This is a genomic window from Ruegeria sp. CDSC079 (assembly GCF_059610505.1).
In genome coordinates this window covers 308,428-323,657 of record NZ_JBXWNT010000001.1, presented here as the reverse complement: position 1 = coordinate 323,657, position 15,230 = coordinate 308,428, and the positions used below count along the sequence as shown (strand labels likewise).

Below are 15,230 nucleotides of genomic sequence, written 5' to 3'. Positions count from 1 at the left end.
TTACCCCTCAACCCCGAGATCTTCGACAAGTCGGAACCGCTCGCAGAGCAATTCCATTTCGGGATCAAACCCGCCGTTTCGCTCGAAATACCGGCGGTGATCTTCGCGCCATCCTTCAAGCGTCTCATTCTCGCCCTCGGCCAGCGCAAAATCCTCGGTCACATCGCAATATCGGCAGGTCGTTACCTCAATCGTTTCGATCACCAGCGCGGGACGGCCATCCCAGTCCAAAGCGATATCGCGCCGCCCAACGACCGGAGTATCAGCACTGCCTTCGGGATAGTCTCGCAAAGCACCGCAGGTTGCTGTTTTCCTTCCTGCACGCACTAAGGCCAAAAGTTCTGCGCTCAACGTTGCGTTGTCACCAAACTTGAAAGTCTGAGCACCCGGATAGCGGGCCATGACATCATTCAAAGAAACGTTCATCTTACATCCTGAACACGCCGAAACGTGTCTCCTCAATCGGGGCATTCAGGGCGGCACTCAGCGACAAGGCCAGAACATCGCGACTTTTGCGCGGGTCGATGATGCCGTCGTCCCATAGGCGCGCCGAGGCATAGAGTGGGTGAGATTGTTCCTCGAACATATCCAATGTTGGGCGCTTGAATTCGATCTCTTCCTCAGCCGACCAACTGCCACCCTGCCGCTCGATCCCGTCTCGTTTGACGGTGGCCAGCACGCCCGCCGCTTGCTCGCCCCCCATTACAGAAATACGCGAGTTCGGCCAAGTCCACAGGAACCTGGGCTGATAGGCCCGCCCCGCCATGCCATAGTTCCCGGCCCCGAACGAGCCCCCGACAAGCATGGTGATCTTGGGTACCGAAGTCGTAGCAACGGCTGTCACCATCTTTGCCCCGTGCCGCGCAATGCCTTCGTTTTCGTATTTGCGGCCCACCATAAAGCCGGTGATATTTTGCAGGAAGACCAGCGGGATTTTGCGTTGCGAACACAGCTCAACAAAATGCGCGCCCTTTTGGGCCGCCTCCGAGAACAGCACGCCGTTGTTGGCGATGATCCCAACGGGGCAGCCTTTGACATGGGCAAACCCGGTCACAAGCGTCTCACCAAAGCGCGGTTTGAATTCATCGAACCGAGAGCCATCGACGAGCCGCGCGATCACCTCGCGGATATCATAGGGCGTGCGCAGGTCGGCGGGAACAACGCCCAGAATTTCCTCGGGGTCATAAGCCGGGTCTTCGGGGCTGGCCCAATCCACGGTCTGCGGTTTGCGCAGATTCAGAGAACGCACCGCCTGCCGCGCCAAGGCCAGCGCGTGGGCGTCGTCCTCAGCCAGGTAATCGGCCACGCCGGACAGACGGGTATGGACGTCGCCACCGCCCAGATCCTCGGCGCTGACAACCTCCCCGGTCGCGGCCTTGACCAAAGGCGGACCTGCCAGAAAGATCGTGCCCTGATCTTTGACGATGATCGTCACATCCGACATCGCGGGCACATAGGCCCCGCCCGCCGTACACGAACCCATGACCACCGCGATCTGAGGGATACCCTTCGCGCTCATCCGGGCCTGATTATAGAAGATGCGGCCAAAGTGGTCGCGGTCGGGAAAGACCTCATCCTGGTTGGGCAGGTTCGCCCCGCCGCTGTCGACCAGATAGATACAGGGGAGTTGGCTTTCCTCGGCAATCTCCTGCGCGCGCAGGTGTTTCTTGACCGACATCGGATAATAAGTGCCGCCCTTCACGGTGGCGTCGTTGCAAACCACCATGACCTCGCGCCCCTGCACCCGGCCAATGCCCGCAATCACACCAGCGCTTGGCGCGGCATCGCCATACATCCCATGCGCCGCCGTCGCGCCGATTTCCAGAAACGGGGACCCTGGGTCCAGCAGGTTCGCAACCCGGCGCCTGGGGAGCATCTTGCCACGGGATTCATGCCGCGCGCGGGATTTTTCACCCCCGCCCAGACGGGCCGCTTCCGCAGCGGCAGAGATTTGCGCCAGCGCGTCGAGATGGGCCGCGCGGTTTGCTTTGAAACCCTCGGAGGCGGGCATGGATTTGGATGTGAGTTTCATTCCTGAACCTCTCTTTGAGCGTAAATCTGGAGTCGCTGCGCCGTACGCGCGTCTGCGAGGCGCATCGCCTCGGACAGCACACTGGTCAGTTGCGGTGGAACCGTAGGGCTTGGATCAAGGCGTATTGCCGGTTCTTTTGCGCGGGCAAATGCGAATCGGTAACTTCGGGATCGAAATGTGCCAGAGATGGTCTCGGGAAGATTCGTGATCGTTTTTTGTCGAATTTCGTCGATACTCATTTCGAGTTTAGAAAAGCACTGGTCCTGACTTTCCAGAATACCAACAGAACAAACATCGATTGCGAGCCCCGCACAAAGCGCCACATCCTGAGACGCTGCACCACGAACGTCAATCAATGTGCTTTCATCGGTCACTTTTTCCAGTGTCTCAATTAGGACCTCCGAAAAGGTTTGAAGGCATGATTTCATCAACGCATCAGCAAGGCGAAAATCTCCAGCTGCAACGAAAGACGGAAATGTTGCAAAGAAAAATGCGATGCTGACTAACATTCGACTCATTGCCTTACCTCACCCACCGCACGCGCCTTCAAATCCTTCCGGATCACCTTCCCCGTCACCGTCATCGGCAATTCTTCCAGAAACGCCACTTCGCGCGGATAGGAATACTGCGCCAGACGATCCTTGACCCAATCCTGCAACTCTCGCTCCGCAACCGTGGCTCCCGGTTTCAACACGACATAGGCCTTCACAATCTCAGTCCGCAAAGGATCAGGTTTACCGACCACACCAACTGTCGCCACCGCCGGATGGGTCAACAGGCAATCCTCGATCTCAGCAGGGCCGATGCGATACCCGGCGGAAGTGATCACATCGTCATCGCGGCCAACAAAGCGTAAGTACTCACCCTCCCACATGCCGCGATCTCCGGTGATCAGCCAATCGCCGCGGAACTTCTCGGCCGTGGCCTCAGGTCGGTTCCAGTATTCCAGCAGCATCGAGGCCGAGCCTCGGCGGATGGCCACGTCGCCCTCTTGATCTGTGGGCTGGCCATCCTGGTCGATCACTGCAACTTCATGCCCAGGAACCGGTTTACCGATGCAACCCGGGCGCACCGGAAAATCCTCAGCGCAGGAAGACACGACCATGTTGCATTCGGTCTGACCGTAGAATTCGTTGATCGTCAGGCCGAACGCCTGCTTCCCCCATTCCAACATCTCGGCACCCAGCGGCTCCCCTCCGGAAGCGACCGAGCGCAGACCGGGGATCGCCTGATCCGTGGCCTTGAGCATCCGCAATGCGGTAGGCGGAAAGAACACGTTCCGTACCCCGCCACGTGCGATCACATCCGCACAGGCCTCGGGGGTGAATTTCTCGAGCCGGGCCGCGACCACCGGAATGCCCAGCGCCAGCCCTGGCATCAACACATCGAACAACCCGCCAATCCATGCCCAGTCGGCGGGCGTCCACAGAAAGTCACCTTCGCGCAGATGGTTGTGGCTGATCGAGACCCCCGGCAAATGGCCGGTCAAAACCCGATGCCCATGCAGCGCGCCTTTGGGGCTGCCCGTGGTGCCGGAAGTATAGATCAGAACTGCCGGATCCTCGGGGCCGGTATCCGCAAAGGGCACCGGATCATCAGACGGAGCTATCTGATCGACCCGAACCGGTACGGCCAAATCCCCCAGCAGCGCAGCACCCTCTGCGTCTGTCAACACCAGTTGCGCCCCTGCATCCGCGACACGCGAGGCCAGCGCGTCATGTTTGAACAATTTAAACAAAGGCACCGAAATCGCGCCGATCTTCCAGATCGCAAGATGCGCCGCCGCGCAGCCGGGTGACTGGCTGAGCAGTACTCCAACGCGATCCCCAGGCCGCACCCGATCGAGCAAGGCGAGTGCGATGTCATCGGCCAAGCGTCCGAGTTGTGCAAACGTGACGACCTTGCCCTCACCCCCGGTCAGGTCGATGATCGCCGTCTGCTCTGGGGGCTGTTCCAAACATTGCCGCGCCATGTTCAACCGGTCCGGCAGGTCCCAGCCCCCACCCTGATGCAAACCAGGTATGCCTTCAGCGGGACACATTACCGAAACCCTTTGTTTTTCTAGGTCTTTTCTGAATCGAGCCACCAAAGACGGTCACGGGAATTTGATGCAGATCAGAGTCGGCGGGCTTTGCTTCATGCAAAACCCGGTCATCAACAAATCCAAAGGCCGTAAAATGACCAAGAAACTCGCCGCTTTGACCCTTTCGACCGCGCTCGTCGCGTTTGCTGCGCCCGTTTTCGCCCAAAATCAGGGCGACTGGACCGTTGGTGTCGGTGTCGGCTATCTCGACCCGAAATCCGACAATGGGTCCCTCGCCGGGCTGGATGCAGATGTCGATTCCGACACACGCCCGATCTTTACTGCCGAGTATTTCGTTCGGGATAATCTGGGTATCGAGCTGCTGGCCGCCACCCCGTTCAGCCATGAGGTCACACTGGGTGGCAGCCTCGACGCAGGGACCGTCAAACACCTGCCGCCCACACTGTCGCTGAACTATCACTTCCCGACCAACTCGGTCTGGAAACCCTATGTCGGCGCGGGCATCAACTATACCATCTTCTTCGACGAAAAATCGGCTCTCGGTGATCTCGAACTCGACAACTCGGTCGGCCTCGCACTGCAGGCCGGTCTGGACTATATGGTCACCGAAAAAGGTGCCGTGCGTCTGAACGTTCGCTGGTTCGATATCGACTCGGATGTCACACTGAACGGTGCCGATATCGGCACCGCTGAAATCGATCCTTGGCTGGTCGGCGTATCCTACGTTCACCGCTTCTGATCCTTTACACAGAACGCCCTGCCGTTACCTCGTCGGTGGGGCGTTTTTTTTGCTCAGAGCATTTCGTTCATCAGTTCCCGTCCGATCAGCATCCGGCGGATTTCGCTGGTGCCGGCGCCGATTTCCATCAGCTTGGCGTCGCGGAATATGCGGCTGACCGGCGAATCCGACAGGAACCCCGCGCCGCCCATAGCCTGAACTGCCTGATGGGCCTGCGTCATGGCCTGTTCCGAAGCATACAGACAGCACGCTGCCGCATCTTGCCGGGTCACATCCCCACGGTCACAGGCCTTGGCGACCTCGTAGACATAAGCCCGGGCAGAATTCGTGGCCGTGTACATGTCAGCAATCTTGCCTTGCATCAGCTGAAAGCTGCCAATCGGTTTGCCGAACTGCTTGCGCTCGGCCAAATACGGCATGACTTCGTCCAGACAGGCGGCCATGATTCCGGTTCCGATCCCGGCGAGCACAACGCGTTCGTAGTCCAGCCCTGACATCAGAACCGCGACACCCTTACCCTCTTCGCCCAGAACATTTTCAAAGGGCACCTCAACGTCATCAAAAATCAATTCCGCCGTGTTTGATCCGCGCATGCCCAGCTTGTCGAAATGGGGCGACGTGGAAAAGCCCGTCATCTCTTTTTCGACCAGAAAGGCGGTGATCCCTTTGGATCCAGCATCAGGATCCGTCTTGGCGTAAACGACCAGAGTATCCGCGTCCGGCCCGTTCGTGATCCAGTACTTGCTTCCGTTCAGCCGGTAGTGGTCGTTGCGCTTTTCCGCCTTCAGCTTCATCGAAACGACGTCTGATCCGGCGGACGCCTCAGACATGGCCAGCGCGCCCACATGTTCGCCGGAAATCAACCGAGGCAGATATTTCGCCTTTTGCTCTGGGCTGCCGTTCAGCTTGATCTGATTGACGCACAGGTTTGAATGCGCCCCGTATGACAATGAGATTGAGGCAGAGGCCCGGGCCACTTCTTCGACCGCGACGGTATGGGCCAGATAGGACATGGCCGCGCCACCATATTCCTCGGACACTGTAATTCCCAGCAGGCCCAATTCGCCCATCTCGCGCCAAAGCTCATTGGGAAACGCGTTCGAGGCATCGACCTTCGCGGCCATCGGCTTCACCCGCTCTTGCGCCCAGCGATGCACCATTTCACGCAGTGCGTTCACATCTTCACCCAGATCGAATTGCATGGCCGCCGTGAACATCGAACTCTCCCAGTAAATGAACGATTGTTCAAATAATCTGCCATGACCATGAACCCGGGTCAAGCGCTGACCGAAAAAGGTTCACCCGCGAGCCGATCCGGAGCGTCACAAATTCACCATACTCGACGATTAGATCGCCAAAGCCGTTAAGGTTTTTGCTTCAAGGATTCTGCGAATGGCCCCAACCAATGTCATCGTAAATGGTACTTTTAATAGCGGTTCCGCAAATTGGTCTGGTACGGATATCGAAGCTGACCACACTGAGGGCGCCTATCTCGGGAATGGTTCATCGAATCGTGTGGCCGAAATGGATGGCAACGCAAGCCAAGTCACGGTGATGGAGCAAACCTTTACGCTGGATGACCCCAAATCCGGCGAGCTTAGCCTGGATTCCGCACTTAGGACGGCATCTAACTCGAATGCAGGCAGCGAAGGATTTACCGTCGAGATTCTGGACAGCAACGGCGTCGTTATCGCCTCGATGACTGTTCTGCCGACTGCGAACAGCTTTTCCACATTCACCATGCAGGTCGATTTCCCTTCCGCCGGTGACTATACCCTGCGCCTTACCGAACTTGGCCTTAATGATAGCCTTGGCGCCATTGTCGATAACATCGAGTTACTGGTGTGTTTTTGTCAGGGCACCCTGATCGAGACGGAACTCGGGGAACGTCCCGTTGAAACCTTGCGTGAAGGTGATCTTGTGCTGACCCGATCGGGGCTGAAACCTGTCAGATGGATCGGACAGCGGCATCTTTCGGCAACCGATCTGGCAATCAATCCAAACCTGAATCCGGTTCGAATCGCGAAATCCGCATTGGGGGACGGTTTGCCGAAACAGGATCTATTGGTTTCCCGGCAGCACAGAATGCAAATCTCTTCGGCGGTGGCGCAGCGCATGTTCGGATCGCCGGATGTGCTGGTCGCGGCCATCAAGCTGTCGGAATTGCCGGGGATCGATATAGAAAACAGCCTTGATCAGGTTGTGTATTACCACCTGCTGTTCGACAACCACGAAATCGTTTTTGCAAATGGCGCCCCGAGCGAAAGCCTGTTGCTGACCGACACGTCACTGGCATCCGTTACGGCGCAGGCCCGCGAAGAAATCCAAATGATCTTTCCAAATCTGCTGGAAGCCAAAAATACGGTGCCGTCTTATCCGATCCCTGAAAATCGGCTGCAAAAACGACTGGTCGAGCGGCTGCGGAAGAACCAAAAATCCCCGCTCGAATCACAGGCAATGTGATCAGGACTGGAACACCGCGCCGACCTCGGAGCGAATGATCCGTGCGATCAACCGGCAATCATCCAGTGAAAAAGTCAATGGCACCCGCATATCCATGATCCCGGTCAAAATGCGGTCACTCGCAGGCAGAGGCGCGCTTTCCACATATCGCCAACTGTCATAGCGCGAGGTAAACCCGGTGGGCTCTGCTCCGCCGAACCATTTCAGATCCACACCACGCGCCGCGCAGCGCTGCATCACAAGAGCAATCCGTTCGGGTGACCAGTCCAGCAGCAAGAACTGAATAGACGAGCCCACATAAGTTTCCGCCTCGGGTCGTTCGACAATGGTAAGACCCGGCGTGCCGCGCAGCCCTTTTTCGATCTCGACATAGCGCTCATTCCACCGGTCAATCTGTTGTTCCAGGTTGCGAAGTTGCGGCCTAAGGATCGCGGCCCTCAAATTGTCCATGCGCCCTGAGACATTGGGCGTGGTGTACTTGATCCGCTCGAACACCTCTGGGCCCGGCGCTGCAAGGTGGCGCTCATACAGCATGTAGGATCCTGAAAGGACCGTCGCCTTGGCAGCCAGTTCCTCGTCATCGGTAATCAACAACCCGCCTTCACCGGAATTTATGTGCTTGTAGGTCTGGCAGGAATAACACCCGATAATGCCCTGCCGTCCGGATTTTTGCCCGCGCCATGCGGCGCCCATCGTGTGCGCGCAATCTTCGATCACGGCCACACCGGCGGCATCGCAGATTTGCATCAACCGATCCATGTCGCACAGATGCCCGCGCATATGGCTGAGCATCAGCACATCAGACTGATCCAGTTTGCTTTCGAGATCATCCAGATCAATCGTCAGCGCTTCGGTCACACCGACAAATACCGGCTTGGCTCCGATCGAGGCAATCGCCCCCGGCACCGGCGCCAGGGTGAAAGCGTTGGTCAGAACCGTATCTCCGGGCTGCACCCCTATCGCGCGCAATGCTGTCGCCAGTGCATAGCCGCCCGAAGAGACCGCCAGACAGTATTTTGCGCCGGTCTGCGCGGCAAATTCCTGTTCTAACAGGGCGGTCTCGGCCAGTTCGCCGGGCGACACGTTATATCTGTGCAGCCGGCCATGACGCAAAACGGCCAGAGCCGCCTCGATCGCCTCATCCGGGATTGGTTCCTGCTGGGTGAAATTGCCAGTAAACTTCTCAGTCATCTTTTCGCTCTTGCGGCCGCGATGGGCCGGGGTCAAGGGGTCAGGCTGCAGCTCCGACCAAATCAAAAACAAGTTTCGGCAGGTCATCAAAATGATGCAACAACGCTTCGGGTTTCAGCGCAGCCATGTCGTCGCCAGATGGCCCGAATGTTACAAGCACCGAAGGTACACCTGCAGCACGCGCCGTATTCCGGTCGGTGTCGGAATCCCCGATCAGAACGCACAGATCCGGGTGCCCGCCTGCCCGGCGGGCAGCTTCACGCAGGGGCTCCGGATCGGGCTTGCGAACCGGCAAAGTATCCGCGCCGACGAGTGAGCCGAACCGGTCGCGCACACCCATTTGGGTCAGCAACTGATGTGCCAGAGCCTCGGGTTTATTAGTGCAGATGCCAACGCCATAGCCGGCCTCTTTCAACTTTCCAACCGCGTCCAGCGCGCCTGGATAAAACCGGGTATGGGTGTCAATCGCCTCCGAGTACGCTTCTAAAAGCATCGGGTAATAAGCGTGAACAGCCTGCTCGTCATAGGCCCCAACCCGCTTCAAACCGTGGGTCAGCATCATCCGCCCACCACGCAAAGCGATACCAGCATCCTGCCCGTGGACCAGCACATCGCCGTGCCCCATATCGCGAAAACAATGGTTTGCGGCCTCCAGCAAATCCCCGGAAGTATCCGCCAGTGTCCCGTCCAGATCAAAGATGACTGTTCGCATTACGCCTCCTGCCTCGGCGGGTTTTCGCCACGTCTTGTTGCAAACGGCAATCTAGTTTGATGGCTGAACCGCTTGCGACTTTACCCTCAGCGGATAAAACGGACTGCAACAAAACACAAAGAGAAAACGATTTCATGAGTATCGCCCTTGTCATCCTTGCTGCCGGTAAAGGCACCAGGATGAATTCGGATATCCCGAAAGTCCTGCACCCGATTGCTCAGGCGCCTATGCTGGTCCATGCCATGCGCGCTGGTGCTGTTCTGTCGCCCGAGCGGACCGTCATTGTCACCGGGCACGGGTCCGAAGCCGTTGCCAAAGCAACCCTGGCCGAGGACGAGACCGCACAAATCGCCATTCAGGCCGAACAGCTGGGCACCGCCCATGCTGTCGCACAGGCGCGCGAAGCGCTGCAGGGTTTCAACGGCGACGTGGTTGTTCTGTACGGAGACACGCCCTTTTTGCAACCCGATACGTTGGAACGTATGATCGAAGCGCGGGCCAAGAACGATCTGGTTATTCTGGGTTTTGAGGCCGCAGATCCTGCACGCTATGGCCGGTTGGTCATGAACGGACAGGCCCTTGAACGCATCGTCGAATACAAAGACGCCTCGGATAAAGAGCGCGATATAACACTTTGTAATTCTGGTCTTTTGGCCTGTGACGCTGAATTGCTGTTTTCGCTGATCGACAGCGTGGGAAATGACAATGCCGCCGGTGAATATTACCTGCCGGATGTCGTGGCAATCGCCCGATCCCGTGGCCTGAATGTCACCGCAGTCGCCTGTGACGAGGCACAGACGCTGGGTGTGAACTCACGCGTTGACCTGGCCGCTGCGGATGCGGTTTTTCAGGCCCGTGCCCGCGCCGAACTGCTGGATTTGGGGGTCACGCTGATGGCGCCGGAAACCGTCTATCTGGCCGCTGATACCGTCATTGGCCGCGATACGGTGATCGAACCCAACGTGATCTTTGGCCCCGGTGTCACGGTGGAAAGCGGTGCAACGATCCGCGCGTTTTCGCATCTTGAGGGCTGCCATGTCAGCCGCGGCGCCATCGTCGGCCCCTATGCCCGCCTGCGCCCCGGCGCTGAGCTGGCGGAAAACACCCGCGTCGGAAATTTTGTTGAAATCAAGAATGCTGAGATCGCCGAAGGCGCCAAGGTCAACCATCTCAGCTATATCGGGGACGCAACGGTTGGGGCGGCGACAAATATCGGCGCGGGCACGATCACCTGCAACTATGATGGCGTGATGAAGCACCAAACGACCATCGGCCAGAACGTCTTTGTCGGATCGAACACCATGTTGGTGGCACCTGTCACCATTGGTGACGGCGCGATGACGGCCACCGGAACCGTGGTGACGCGCGATGTGGAAGCGGATGCTTTGGCCGTTGCGCGCGCCAAGCAGGACAACAAGCCCGGTTATGCGCGTAAATTGTTTGACATGTTGACGGCGAAGAAGGCTCGTCGCGACAAAGGAGCCTGACAGATGTGTGGGATTGTAGGCGTATTGGGCAAGCACGAAGCTGCCCCTATCCTGGTCGAGGCCCTAAAACGGCTGGAATACAGGGGGTATGACAGTGCAGGCATTGCTACGGTCAATGGCGGATCCCTGGGTCGGCGTCGGGCTGTAGGCAAGCTGGTAAACCTCAGCGACCTGCTGGTGCATGACCCGCTTCCGGGTAAATCCGGTATCGGCCATACCCGCTGGGCCACCCATGGCGCGCCGACAGTTTCGAATGCGCATCCCCACCGGGCCGGGCCGGTTGCCGTTGTTCACAACGGCATCGTTGAAAACTATCGGGAGCTGCGGACAGAGCTGGCGGAACACGGGATCGGGTTCGAAACCGAAACCGATACGGAAACCGTCGCCCTGATGGCTGAACATTACCTCAAATCAGGGCTGCCCCCGGTTGAAGCCGCCTATAAAACCATCGACCGGCTGGTCGGCGCATTTGCCCTGGCCTTTCTGTTTGACGGCGAAGATGACCTGATCGTGGCCGCGCGCAAAGGCTCGCCACTGGCAATCGGGCACGGGGACGGAGAGATGTTTGTCGGCTCGGACGCCATCGCGCTAGCGCCGCTGACGGATCGCATCACCTATCTGGAAGAAGGTGACCGTGCGGTTCTGACCCGCACATCGCTGGAAATCCGCAACGAGGCAGGTGAGCTTGCCAATCGCGAAACCCGCAAGATCAAAGTGGATCACAGCCGCGCCGACAAGGCCGGGCACAAGCATTTCATGGCCAAGGAAATCGCGGAACAGCCGATTGTGGTTGCCGAGGCGATCCGGTCCTACCTGCCCTCTGCCGGGGATCAGGTCGTTCTGCCGGGGGATCTGGATTTCACCAAGCTGGACCGTCTGACGATGGTCGCTTGCGGGACTGCTTTCTACGCCTGTTTGACCGCCAAATACTGGTTCGAGCAACTTGCCAGAATACCGGTCGAAGTCGATATCGCCAGCGAATTTCGCTATCGTGAACCTCCGATCCCGGAACGCACTATGGCGCTGTTTGTCAGCCAATCGGGTGAAACCGCCGATACGCTGGCCGCCCTGCGGTATTGCGACGGCAAAGCGGACAAGGTCGTCTCAGTCGTCAATGTTCCAGAAAGCTCGATCGCACGTGAAAGTGACATCGCCCTGCCGATCCATGCCGGGGTCGAGATAGGCGTCGCCTCGACCAAAGCCTTCACCTGTCAGCTGAGCGTGTTGCTGATGCTGGCGCTCAAGGCTGCCGCGGACCGTGGCACGTTGAACGACGAGGAACTTGCCGATCACGCCGCCGCGTTGCGCGGGCTGCCTTCGGTGCTGAACACCGCGTTGGATCAGAACCGGGCCATCAGGAAATCCGCCCAGCGCTTGTCCGAGGCGCGCGATGTTCTGTTTCTGGGACGCGGCCTGATGTACCCGCTGGCGATGGAAGGGGCGCTGAAACTCAAGGAAATCAGCTATATCCATGCCGAAGGTTATGCTTCGGGTGAGCTAAAGCACGGCCCCATTGCCCTGATCGACAAACACATGCCCGTGGTGGTTCTGGCCCCGCGAGACACGGTGTTCGACAAAACCGTGTCGAATATGCAAGAGGTCATGGCACGCAAGGGTAAAGTCATCCTGGTGTCCGATGATGACGGCATCGCCGAGGCCGAAGACGGGGTCTGGAGCACGATCCGCATGCCGCATGTGCACCCTAGCCTTGCGCCGATCCTCTATTCGGTGCCCGCTCAGCTGCTGGCCTATCATACGGCGGTGGCCAAGGGCACGGATGTGGACCAGCCGCGCAATCTGGCGAAATCCGTAACGGTGGAGTGACGCATGTCCAAGCAATTTCCGGCGCTGGATGACGCCCATCGCAAGTTTATCGAGGATCAGCATCTGTTCTTCGTCGGCACCGCCGGACCTGAAGGACGGGTCAATGTCTCTCCCAAAGGGATGGACTCGCTGCGGGTACTGGGGCCCAATCGGATTGTCTGGATGAACCTGACCGGCAGTGGCAATGAAACCGCCGGGCATTTGCTTGAGGTCAATCGCATGACCCTCATGTGGTGTTCCTTCACCACACGCCCGCTGATCCTGAGGACCTATGGCACCGCGCGTACATTGCATGCCGGGGACGAGGGCTGGGACGCGTTGGCCGGGCTGTTTCCCGACCACCGCAGCGCCCGCCAGATCTATGACATTGCGATTGACATGGTTCAGACCTCTTGCGGGTATGCCGTACCGTTCATGGAATACCAGTCCGAAAGGGACACGATGCAGAAATGGGTCGACGGTAAGTCCGATGACGATATCGGCGATTATTGGGTTGAGCGGAACCATCAGACGATCGACGGCAAGCCAACACGCGCTGCGGACCAATGACGCCCGTCACCTATCTTGACCAGATCCGGGCCCATGCCGACCCCGAGCGCGCCGTGCAGATGGCGGCTTATCACAAGGTCGAACGCCTCTATCTGGGCGTTGCAAATCCGGTTCTGAACGACCTGACCAAACTATGGCGACAGGAACTGGACGTTGCTGCGCGGGTGGATCTGGCTGACGCCCTCTGGCAGACCGATATCCACGAGGGCCGTCTGGCCGCAGCCAAGTTGCTGACCCAAGCCCGTATCCGCCCCGATGAGGCTGCTTGGGACCTGCTGCAAAGCTGGTTGCCAGATTTCGATGCCTGGGCGGTGGCAGATCACGCCTGTATGGCGATGCAGAAACGCTTGTCTGCGGACCCGGCGCGGTTGGATCAGGTCGAAAGCTGGACAGCGTCAGACCATATGTGGACACGGCGCGCCGCGCTGGTCGCCACCCTGCCCTGGACCAAGCAGAACCACCCTAAGCCAGAAGACCTGAACCGGCGCGACCGTATTCTTGGCTGGGCAGCGGGTTATGTGTCTGACCGCGACTGGTTCATCCAGAAAGCCGTTGCCTGGTGGCTGCGTGAGTTGTCGAAACATGACGCGGACCGAGTGGTTAACTTTCTGCGCGACCATAGTGCGGCCATGAAGCCCTTTGCTCGGCGTGAAGCTGGCAAATATCTGAAAGGTCAGTTGGAATAAACTTCCAGCTCGACAAGTTCGTCATAAGGCAAAAGCAGCGCCCGCATCGCATCCAGCGACAGCCTGCTTCCACTGCCTTGGGGCCCACGGGCCGGGACCAGCGTGATATAGGCCTGCGCCCCTGTTCTGGGCACGACAACGCGACCCGTGAACTCTGTCTCGACCAAAGGCGTTTCCATCCAGCGTCCCGGCGTTGTCGGGTCACCTAAGCTGGCAATGGTGGTCTTGGCGCCAACCCAACCTGCGGCGGTTGCGGGGACCCGAACGGATTCGGTGACGTCTGCTTCCGCGGCAACCTCTGGTTCAGCCGCAGGTTTGTCGCGACCGAAAACCCGATCAGTTGTCGAGCGGACAGTGTCACAGCCCGCAACAAGGATACAAATGGTCAGCAGAGCGTATTTCATGGCCTGAACTTAGCCCCCCTCACAGGACTGTGCCAGCACAAAGCACAGTTCAGGCTTGTCGCAGGCCAGTCGCCGCTTTACGTATGACGCATGACAGCTCCGCTTATCGACCCGTTCGCACGTGCCATCACCTATCTCCGCGTCTCCGTTACGGATCGCTGTGATTTTCGCTGTGTTTACTGCATGTCCGAAGACATGAAGTTCCTGCCGAAAAAGGACCTGCTGACGCTGGAAGAGCTGGACCGTATGTGCACGACCTTCGTGAAGATGGGCGTGGAAAAGCTGCGCATCACCGGGGGCGAGCCGCTGGTCCGCCGAAACATCATGTCATTCTTCCATGCCATGACCCGGCATCTGGACAGCGGCGCGTTGAAAGAGCTGACGCTGACAACCAATGGCTCGCAACTGCACCGCTTTGCTGACGATCTCTATGCGGCGGGCGTACGCCGGGTGAATGTGTCGCTGGACACGTTGGATGATGAGAAATTCAGCCAGATCACCCGTTGGGGCCGGTTGAAACAGGTTCTGAACGGAATTGATACTGCCCAAAAGGCTGGCCTGCGGGTCAAGATCAACGCTGTGGCCCTGAAGGGGTTCAACGAGGCCGAACTTCCAACAATCACCCAATGGTGCGCTGAGCGCGACATGGATCTGACCTGGATCGAGGTGATGCCGATGGGCGATATCGGGAACGAGAACCGTCTGGATCAGTACTGGTCGCTCAAGGATGTCCGCAAGGAATACGAAAGCCACTATACCGTGTCCGATCTGGCAGAACGCACTGGTGGACCCGCGCGATATGCGCGGCTTGAAGAAACGGGCCAGAAGATCGGCTTTATCACACCGCTGTCGCATAATTTCTGCGAAAGCTGCAATCGCGTCCGCCTGACCTGTACGGGTGAGCTGTATATGTGTCTGGGGCAAGAGGACATGGCCGATCTGCGTGCCCCCCTGCGAGATCATCTCGATACCGAGGTGCCGCTGGAACAGGCCGTCCGCGCGGCGATAAATCTTAAGCCCAAAGGTCACGACTTCGACTATTCCCGCCAGGCGGTCGACGGCAAGATGAGCCGCCACATGAGCCATACGGGCGGCTGAC

The 15,230-nt window shown here is 58.5% G+C and carries 15 protein-coding genes; 7 read left to right on the top strand and 8 right to left on the bottom strand.

The annotated features are described in order from the left end of the window. From AC2FIC_RS01620 to AC2FIC_RS01605, 4 genes are read right to left on the bottom strand one after another with little or no spacing between them, the layout of a single operon-like run. Window positions 1–426: an ASCH domain-containing protein gene (locus tag AC2FIC_RS01620; protein WP_496690855.1), complete on the bottom strand. Its 426-nt coding sequence runs from the start codon at window positions 424–426 to the stop codon at window positions 1–3. Between the two features lies 1 nt (window position 427). Continuing rightward, entirely contained in the window at window positions 428–2,032 is a 1,605-nt protein-coding gene (locus AC2FIC_RS01615; RefSeq protein WP_496690856.1) for a carboxyl transferase domain-containing protein, read from the bottom strand. Beyond that, entirely contained in the window at window positions 2,029–2,541 is a 513-nt protein-coding gene (locus AC2FIC_RS01610; RefSeq protein ID WP_142634912.1) for a hypothetical protein, read from the bottom strand. The genes AC2FIC_RS01615 and AC2FIC_RS01610 overlap by 4 nt, the downstream gene beginning before the upstream one ends. Window positions 2,542–2,546: 5 nt before the next feature. Then, complete coding sequence (locus AC2FIC_RS01605; RefSeq protein ID WP_142634914.1) at window positions 2,547–4,073, bottom strand: AMP-binding protein; 1,527 nt, start codon at window positions 4,071–4,073, stop codon at window positions 2,547–2,549. Between the two features lie 136 nt (window positions 4,074–4,209). Here AC2FIC_RS01605 and AC2FIC_RS01600 point away from each other — a divergent pair, with 136 nt between their 5' ends. After that, window positions 4,210–4,815, top strand: a complete 606-nt coding sequence (locus AC2FIC_RS01600) for an OmpW/AlkL family protein (RefSeq protein WP_142635181.1) — start codon at window positions 4,210–4,212, stop codon at window positions 4,813–4,815. Between the two features lie 53 nt (window positions 4,816–4,868). On the opposite strand, the gene AC2FIC_RS01595 is transcribed toward AC2FIC_RS01600, so the two are convergent. Continuing rightward, window positions 4,869–6,032, bottom strand: a complete 1,164-nt coding sequence (locus tag AC2FIC_RS01595; protein ID WP_496690857.1) for an isovaleryl-CoA dehydrogenase — start codon at window positions 6,030–6,032, stop codon at window positions 4,869–4,871. Between the two features lie 175 nt (window positions 6,033–6,207). On the opposite strand from AC2FIC_RS01595, the gene AC2FIC_RS01590 reads away from it, so the two are divergent. Continuing rightward, a complete protein-coding gene (locus AC2FIC_RS01590; protein WP_496690858.1) occupies window positions 6,208–7,278 on the top strand; it encodes a Hint domain-containing protein in 1,071 nt (356 codons plus the stop codon). Here the strand turns inward: AC2FIC_RS01590 and AC2FIC_RS01585 are convergent, their stop codons facing one another. Continuing rightward, a complete protein-coding gene (locus AC2FIC_RS01585; protein WP_496690859.1) occupies window positions 7,279–8,469 on the bottom strand; it encodes a DegT/DnrJ/EryC1/StrS family aminotransferase in 1,191 nt (396 codons plus the stop codon). 40 nt (window positions 8,470–8,509) lie between these two features. Continuing rightward, window positions 8,510–9,181 (bottom strand): HAD-IA family hydrolase, encoded by a 672-nt coding sequence (locus AC2FIC_RS01580; protein ID WP_142634920.1) that lies wholly within the window; start codon window positions 9,179–9,181, stop codon window positions 8,510–8,512. 134 nt (window positions 9,182–9,315) lie between these two features. On the opposite strand from AC2FIC_RS01580, the gene glmU reads away from it, so the two are divergent. Genes glmU through AC2FIC_RS01560 form a run of 4 tightly spaced genes read left to right on the top strand, consistent with a single transcriptional unit; the run spans window position 9,316 to window position 13,727 of the window. Next, complete coding sequence (gene glmU / locus AC2FIC_RS01575) at window positions 9,316–10,668, top strand: bifunctional UDP-N-acetylglucosamine diphosphorylase/glucosamine-1-phosphate N-acetyltransferase GlmU (protein WP_496690860.1); 1,353 nt, start codon at window positions 9,316–9,318, stop codon at window positions 10,666–10,668. Between the two features lie 3 nt (window positions 10,669–10,671). Beyond that, window positions 10,672–12,492 carry a glutamine--fructose-6-phosphate transaminase (isomerizing) gene (glmS, locus tag AC2FIC_RS01570; protein ID WP_496690861.1) on the top strand — a complete coding sequence of 607 codons (1,821 nt, stop codon included), beginning with the start codon at window positions 10,672–10,674 and terminating at the stop codon, window positions 12,490–12,492. Window positions 12,493–12,495: 3 nt separating this feature from the next. Beyond that, window positions 12,496–13,041, top strand: coding sequence for a pyridoxamine 5'-phosphate oxidase family protein (locus AC2FIC_RS01565; protein ID WP_496870006.1), 546 nt, complete (start codon window positions 12,496–12,498; stop codon window positions 13,039–13,041). Then, entirely contained in the window at window positions 13,038–13,727 is a 690-nt protein-coding gene (locus AC2FIC_RS01560) for a DNA alkylation repair protein (RefSeq protein ID WP_271950220.1), read from the top strand. Before AC2FIC_RS01565 ends, AC2FIC_RS01560 begins: the two co-directional genes overlap by 4 nt. On the opposite strand, the gene AC2FIC_RS01555 is transcribed toward AC2FIC_RS01560, so the two are convergent. Further along, window positions 13,715–14,131: a hypothetical protein gene (locus AC2FIC_RS01555; protein WP_496690863.1), complete on the bottom strand. Its 417-nt coding sequence runs from the start codon at window positions 14,129–14,131 to the stop codon at window positions 13,715–13,717. The genes AC2FIC_RS01560 and AC2FIC_RS01555 overlap by 13 nt on opposite strands. 90 nt (window positions 14,132–14,221) lie before the next feature. Between AC2FIC_RS01555 and moaA the strand changes: the two genes are divergently transcribed. Further along, the gene (gene moaA, locus AC2FIC_RS01550; RefSeq protein WP_496690864.1) at window positions 14,222–15,229 is read left to right on the top strand and encodes a GTP 3',8-cyclase MoaA; all 1,008 of its coding nucleotides are present in this window, start codon (window positions 14,222–14,224) and stop codon (window positions 15,227–15,229) included. The last annotated feature ends 1 nt before the right edge of the window (window position 15,230 follow it).

Excerpts from the sequence above, each read along its gene's own strand:
- AC2FIC_RS01620 (WP_496690855.1), bottom strand. The coding sequence starts at position 426 with ATGAACGTTTCTTTGAATGATGTCATGGCCCGCTATCCGGGTGCTCAG.
- AC2FIC_RS01615 (WP_496690856.1), bottom strand. The coding sequence starts at position 2,032 with ATGAAACTCACATCCAAATCCATGCCCGCCTCCGAGGGTTTCAAAGCA.
- AC2FIC_RS01610 (WP_142634912.1), bottom strand. The coding sequence starts at position 2,541 with ATGTTAGTCAGCATCGCATTTTTCTTTGCAACATTTCCGTCTTTCGTT.
- AC2FIC_RS01605 (WP_142634914.1), bottom strand. The coding sequence starts at position 4,073 with ATGTGTCCCGCTGAAGGCATACCTGGTTTGCATCAGGGTGGGGGCTGG.
- AC2FIC_RS01600 (WP_142635181.1), top strand. The coding sequence starts at position 4,210 with ATGACCAAGAAACTCGCCGCTTTGACCCTTTCGACCGCGCTCGTCGCG.
- AC2FIC_RS01595 (WP_496690857.1), bottom strand. The coding sequence starts at position 6,032 with ATGTTCACGGCGGCCATGCAATTCGATCTGGGTGAAGATGTGAACGCA.
- AC2FIC_RS01590 (WP_496690858.1), top strand. The coding sequence starts at position 6,208 with ATGGCCCCAACCAATGTCATCGTAAATGGTACTTTTAATAGCGGTTCC.
- AC2FIC_RS01585 (WP_496690859.1), bottom strand. The coding sequence starts at position 8,469 with ATGACTGAGAAGTTTACTGGCAATTTCACCCAGCAGGAACCAATCCCG.
- AC2FIC_RS01580 (WP_142634920.1), bottom strand. The coding sequence starts at position 9,181 with ATGCGAACAGTCATCTTTGATCTGGACGGGACACTGGCGGATACTTCC.
- glmU (WP_496690860.1), top strand. The coding sequence starts at position 9,316 with ATGAGTATCGCCCTTGTCATCCTTGCTGCCGGTAAAGGCACCAGGATG.
- glmS (WP_496690861.1), top strand. The coding sequence starts at position 10,672 with ATGTGTGGGATTGTAGGCGTATTGGGCAAGCACGAAGCTGCCCCTATC.
- AC2FIC_RS01565 (WP_496870006.1), top strand. The coding sequence starts at position 12,496 with ATGTCCAAGCAATTTCCGGCGCTGGATGACGCCCATCGCAAGTTTATC.
- AC2FIC_RS01560 (WP_271950220.1), top strand. The coding sequence starts at position 13,038 with ATGACGCCCGTCACCTATCTTGACCAGATCCGGGCCCATGCCGACCCC.
- AC2FIC_RS01555 (WP_496690863.1), bottom strand. The coding sequence starts at position 14,131 with ATGAAATACGCTCTGCTGACCATTTGTATCCTTGTTGCGGGCTGTGAC.
- moaA (WP_496690864.1), top strand. The coding sequence starts at position 14,222 with ATGACAGCTCCGCTTATCGACCCGTTCGCACGTGCCATCACCTATCTC.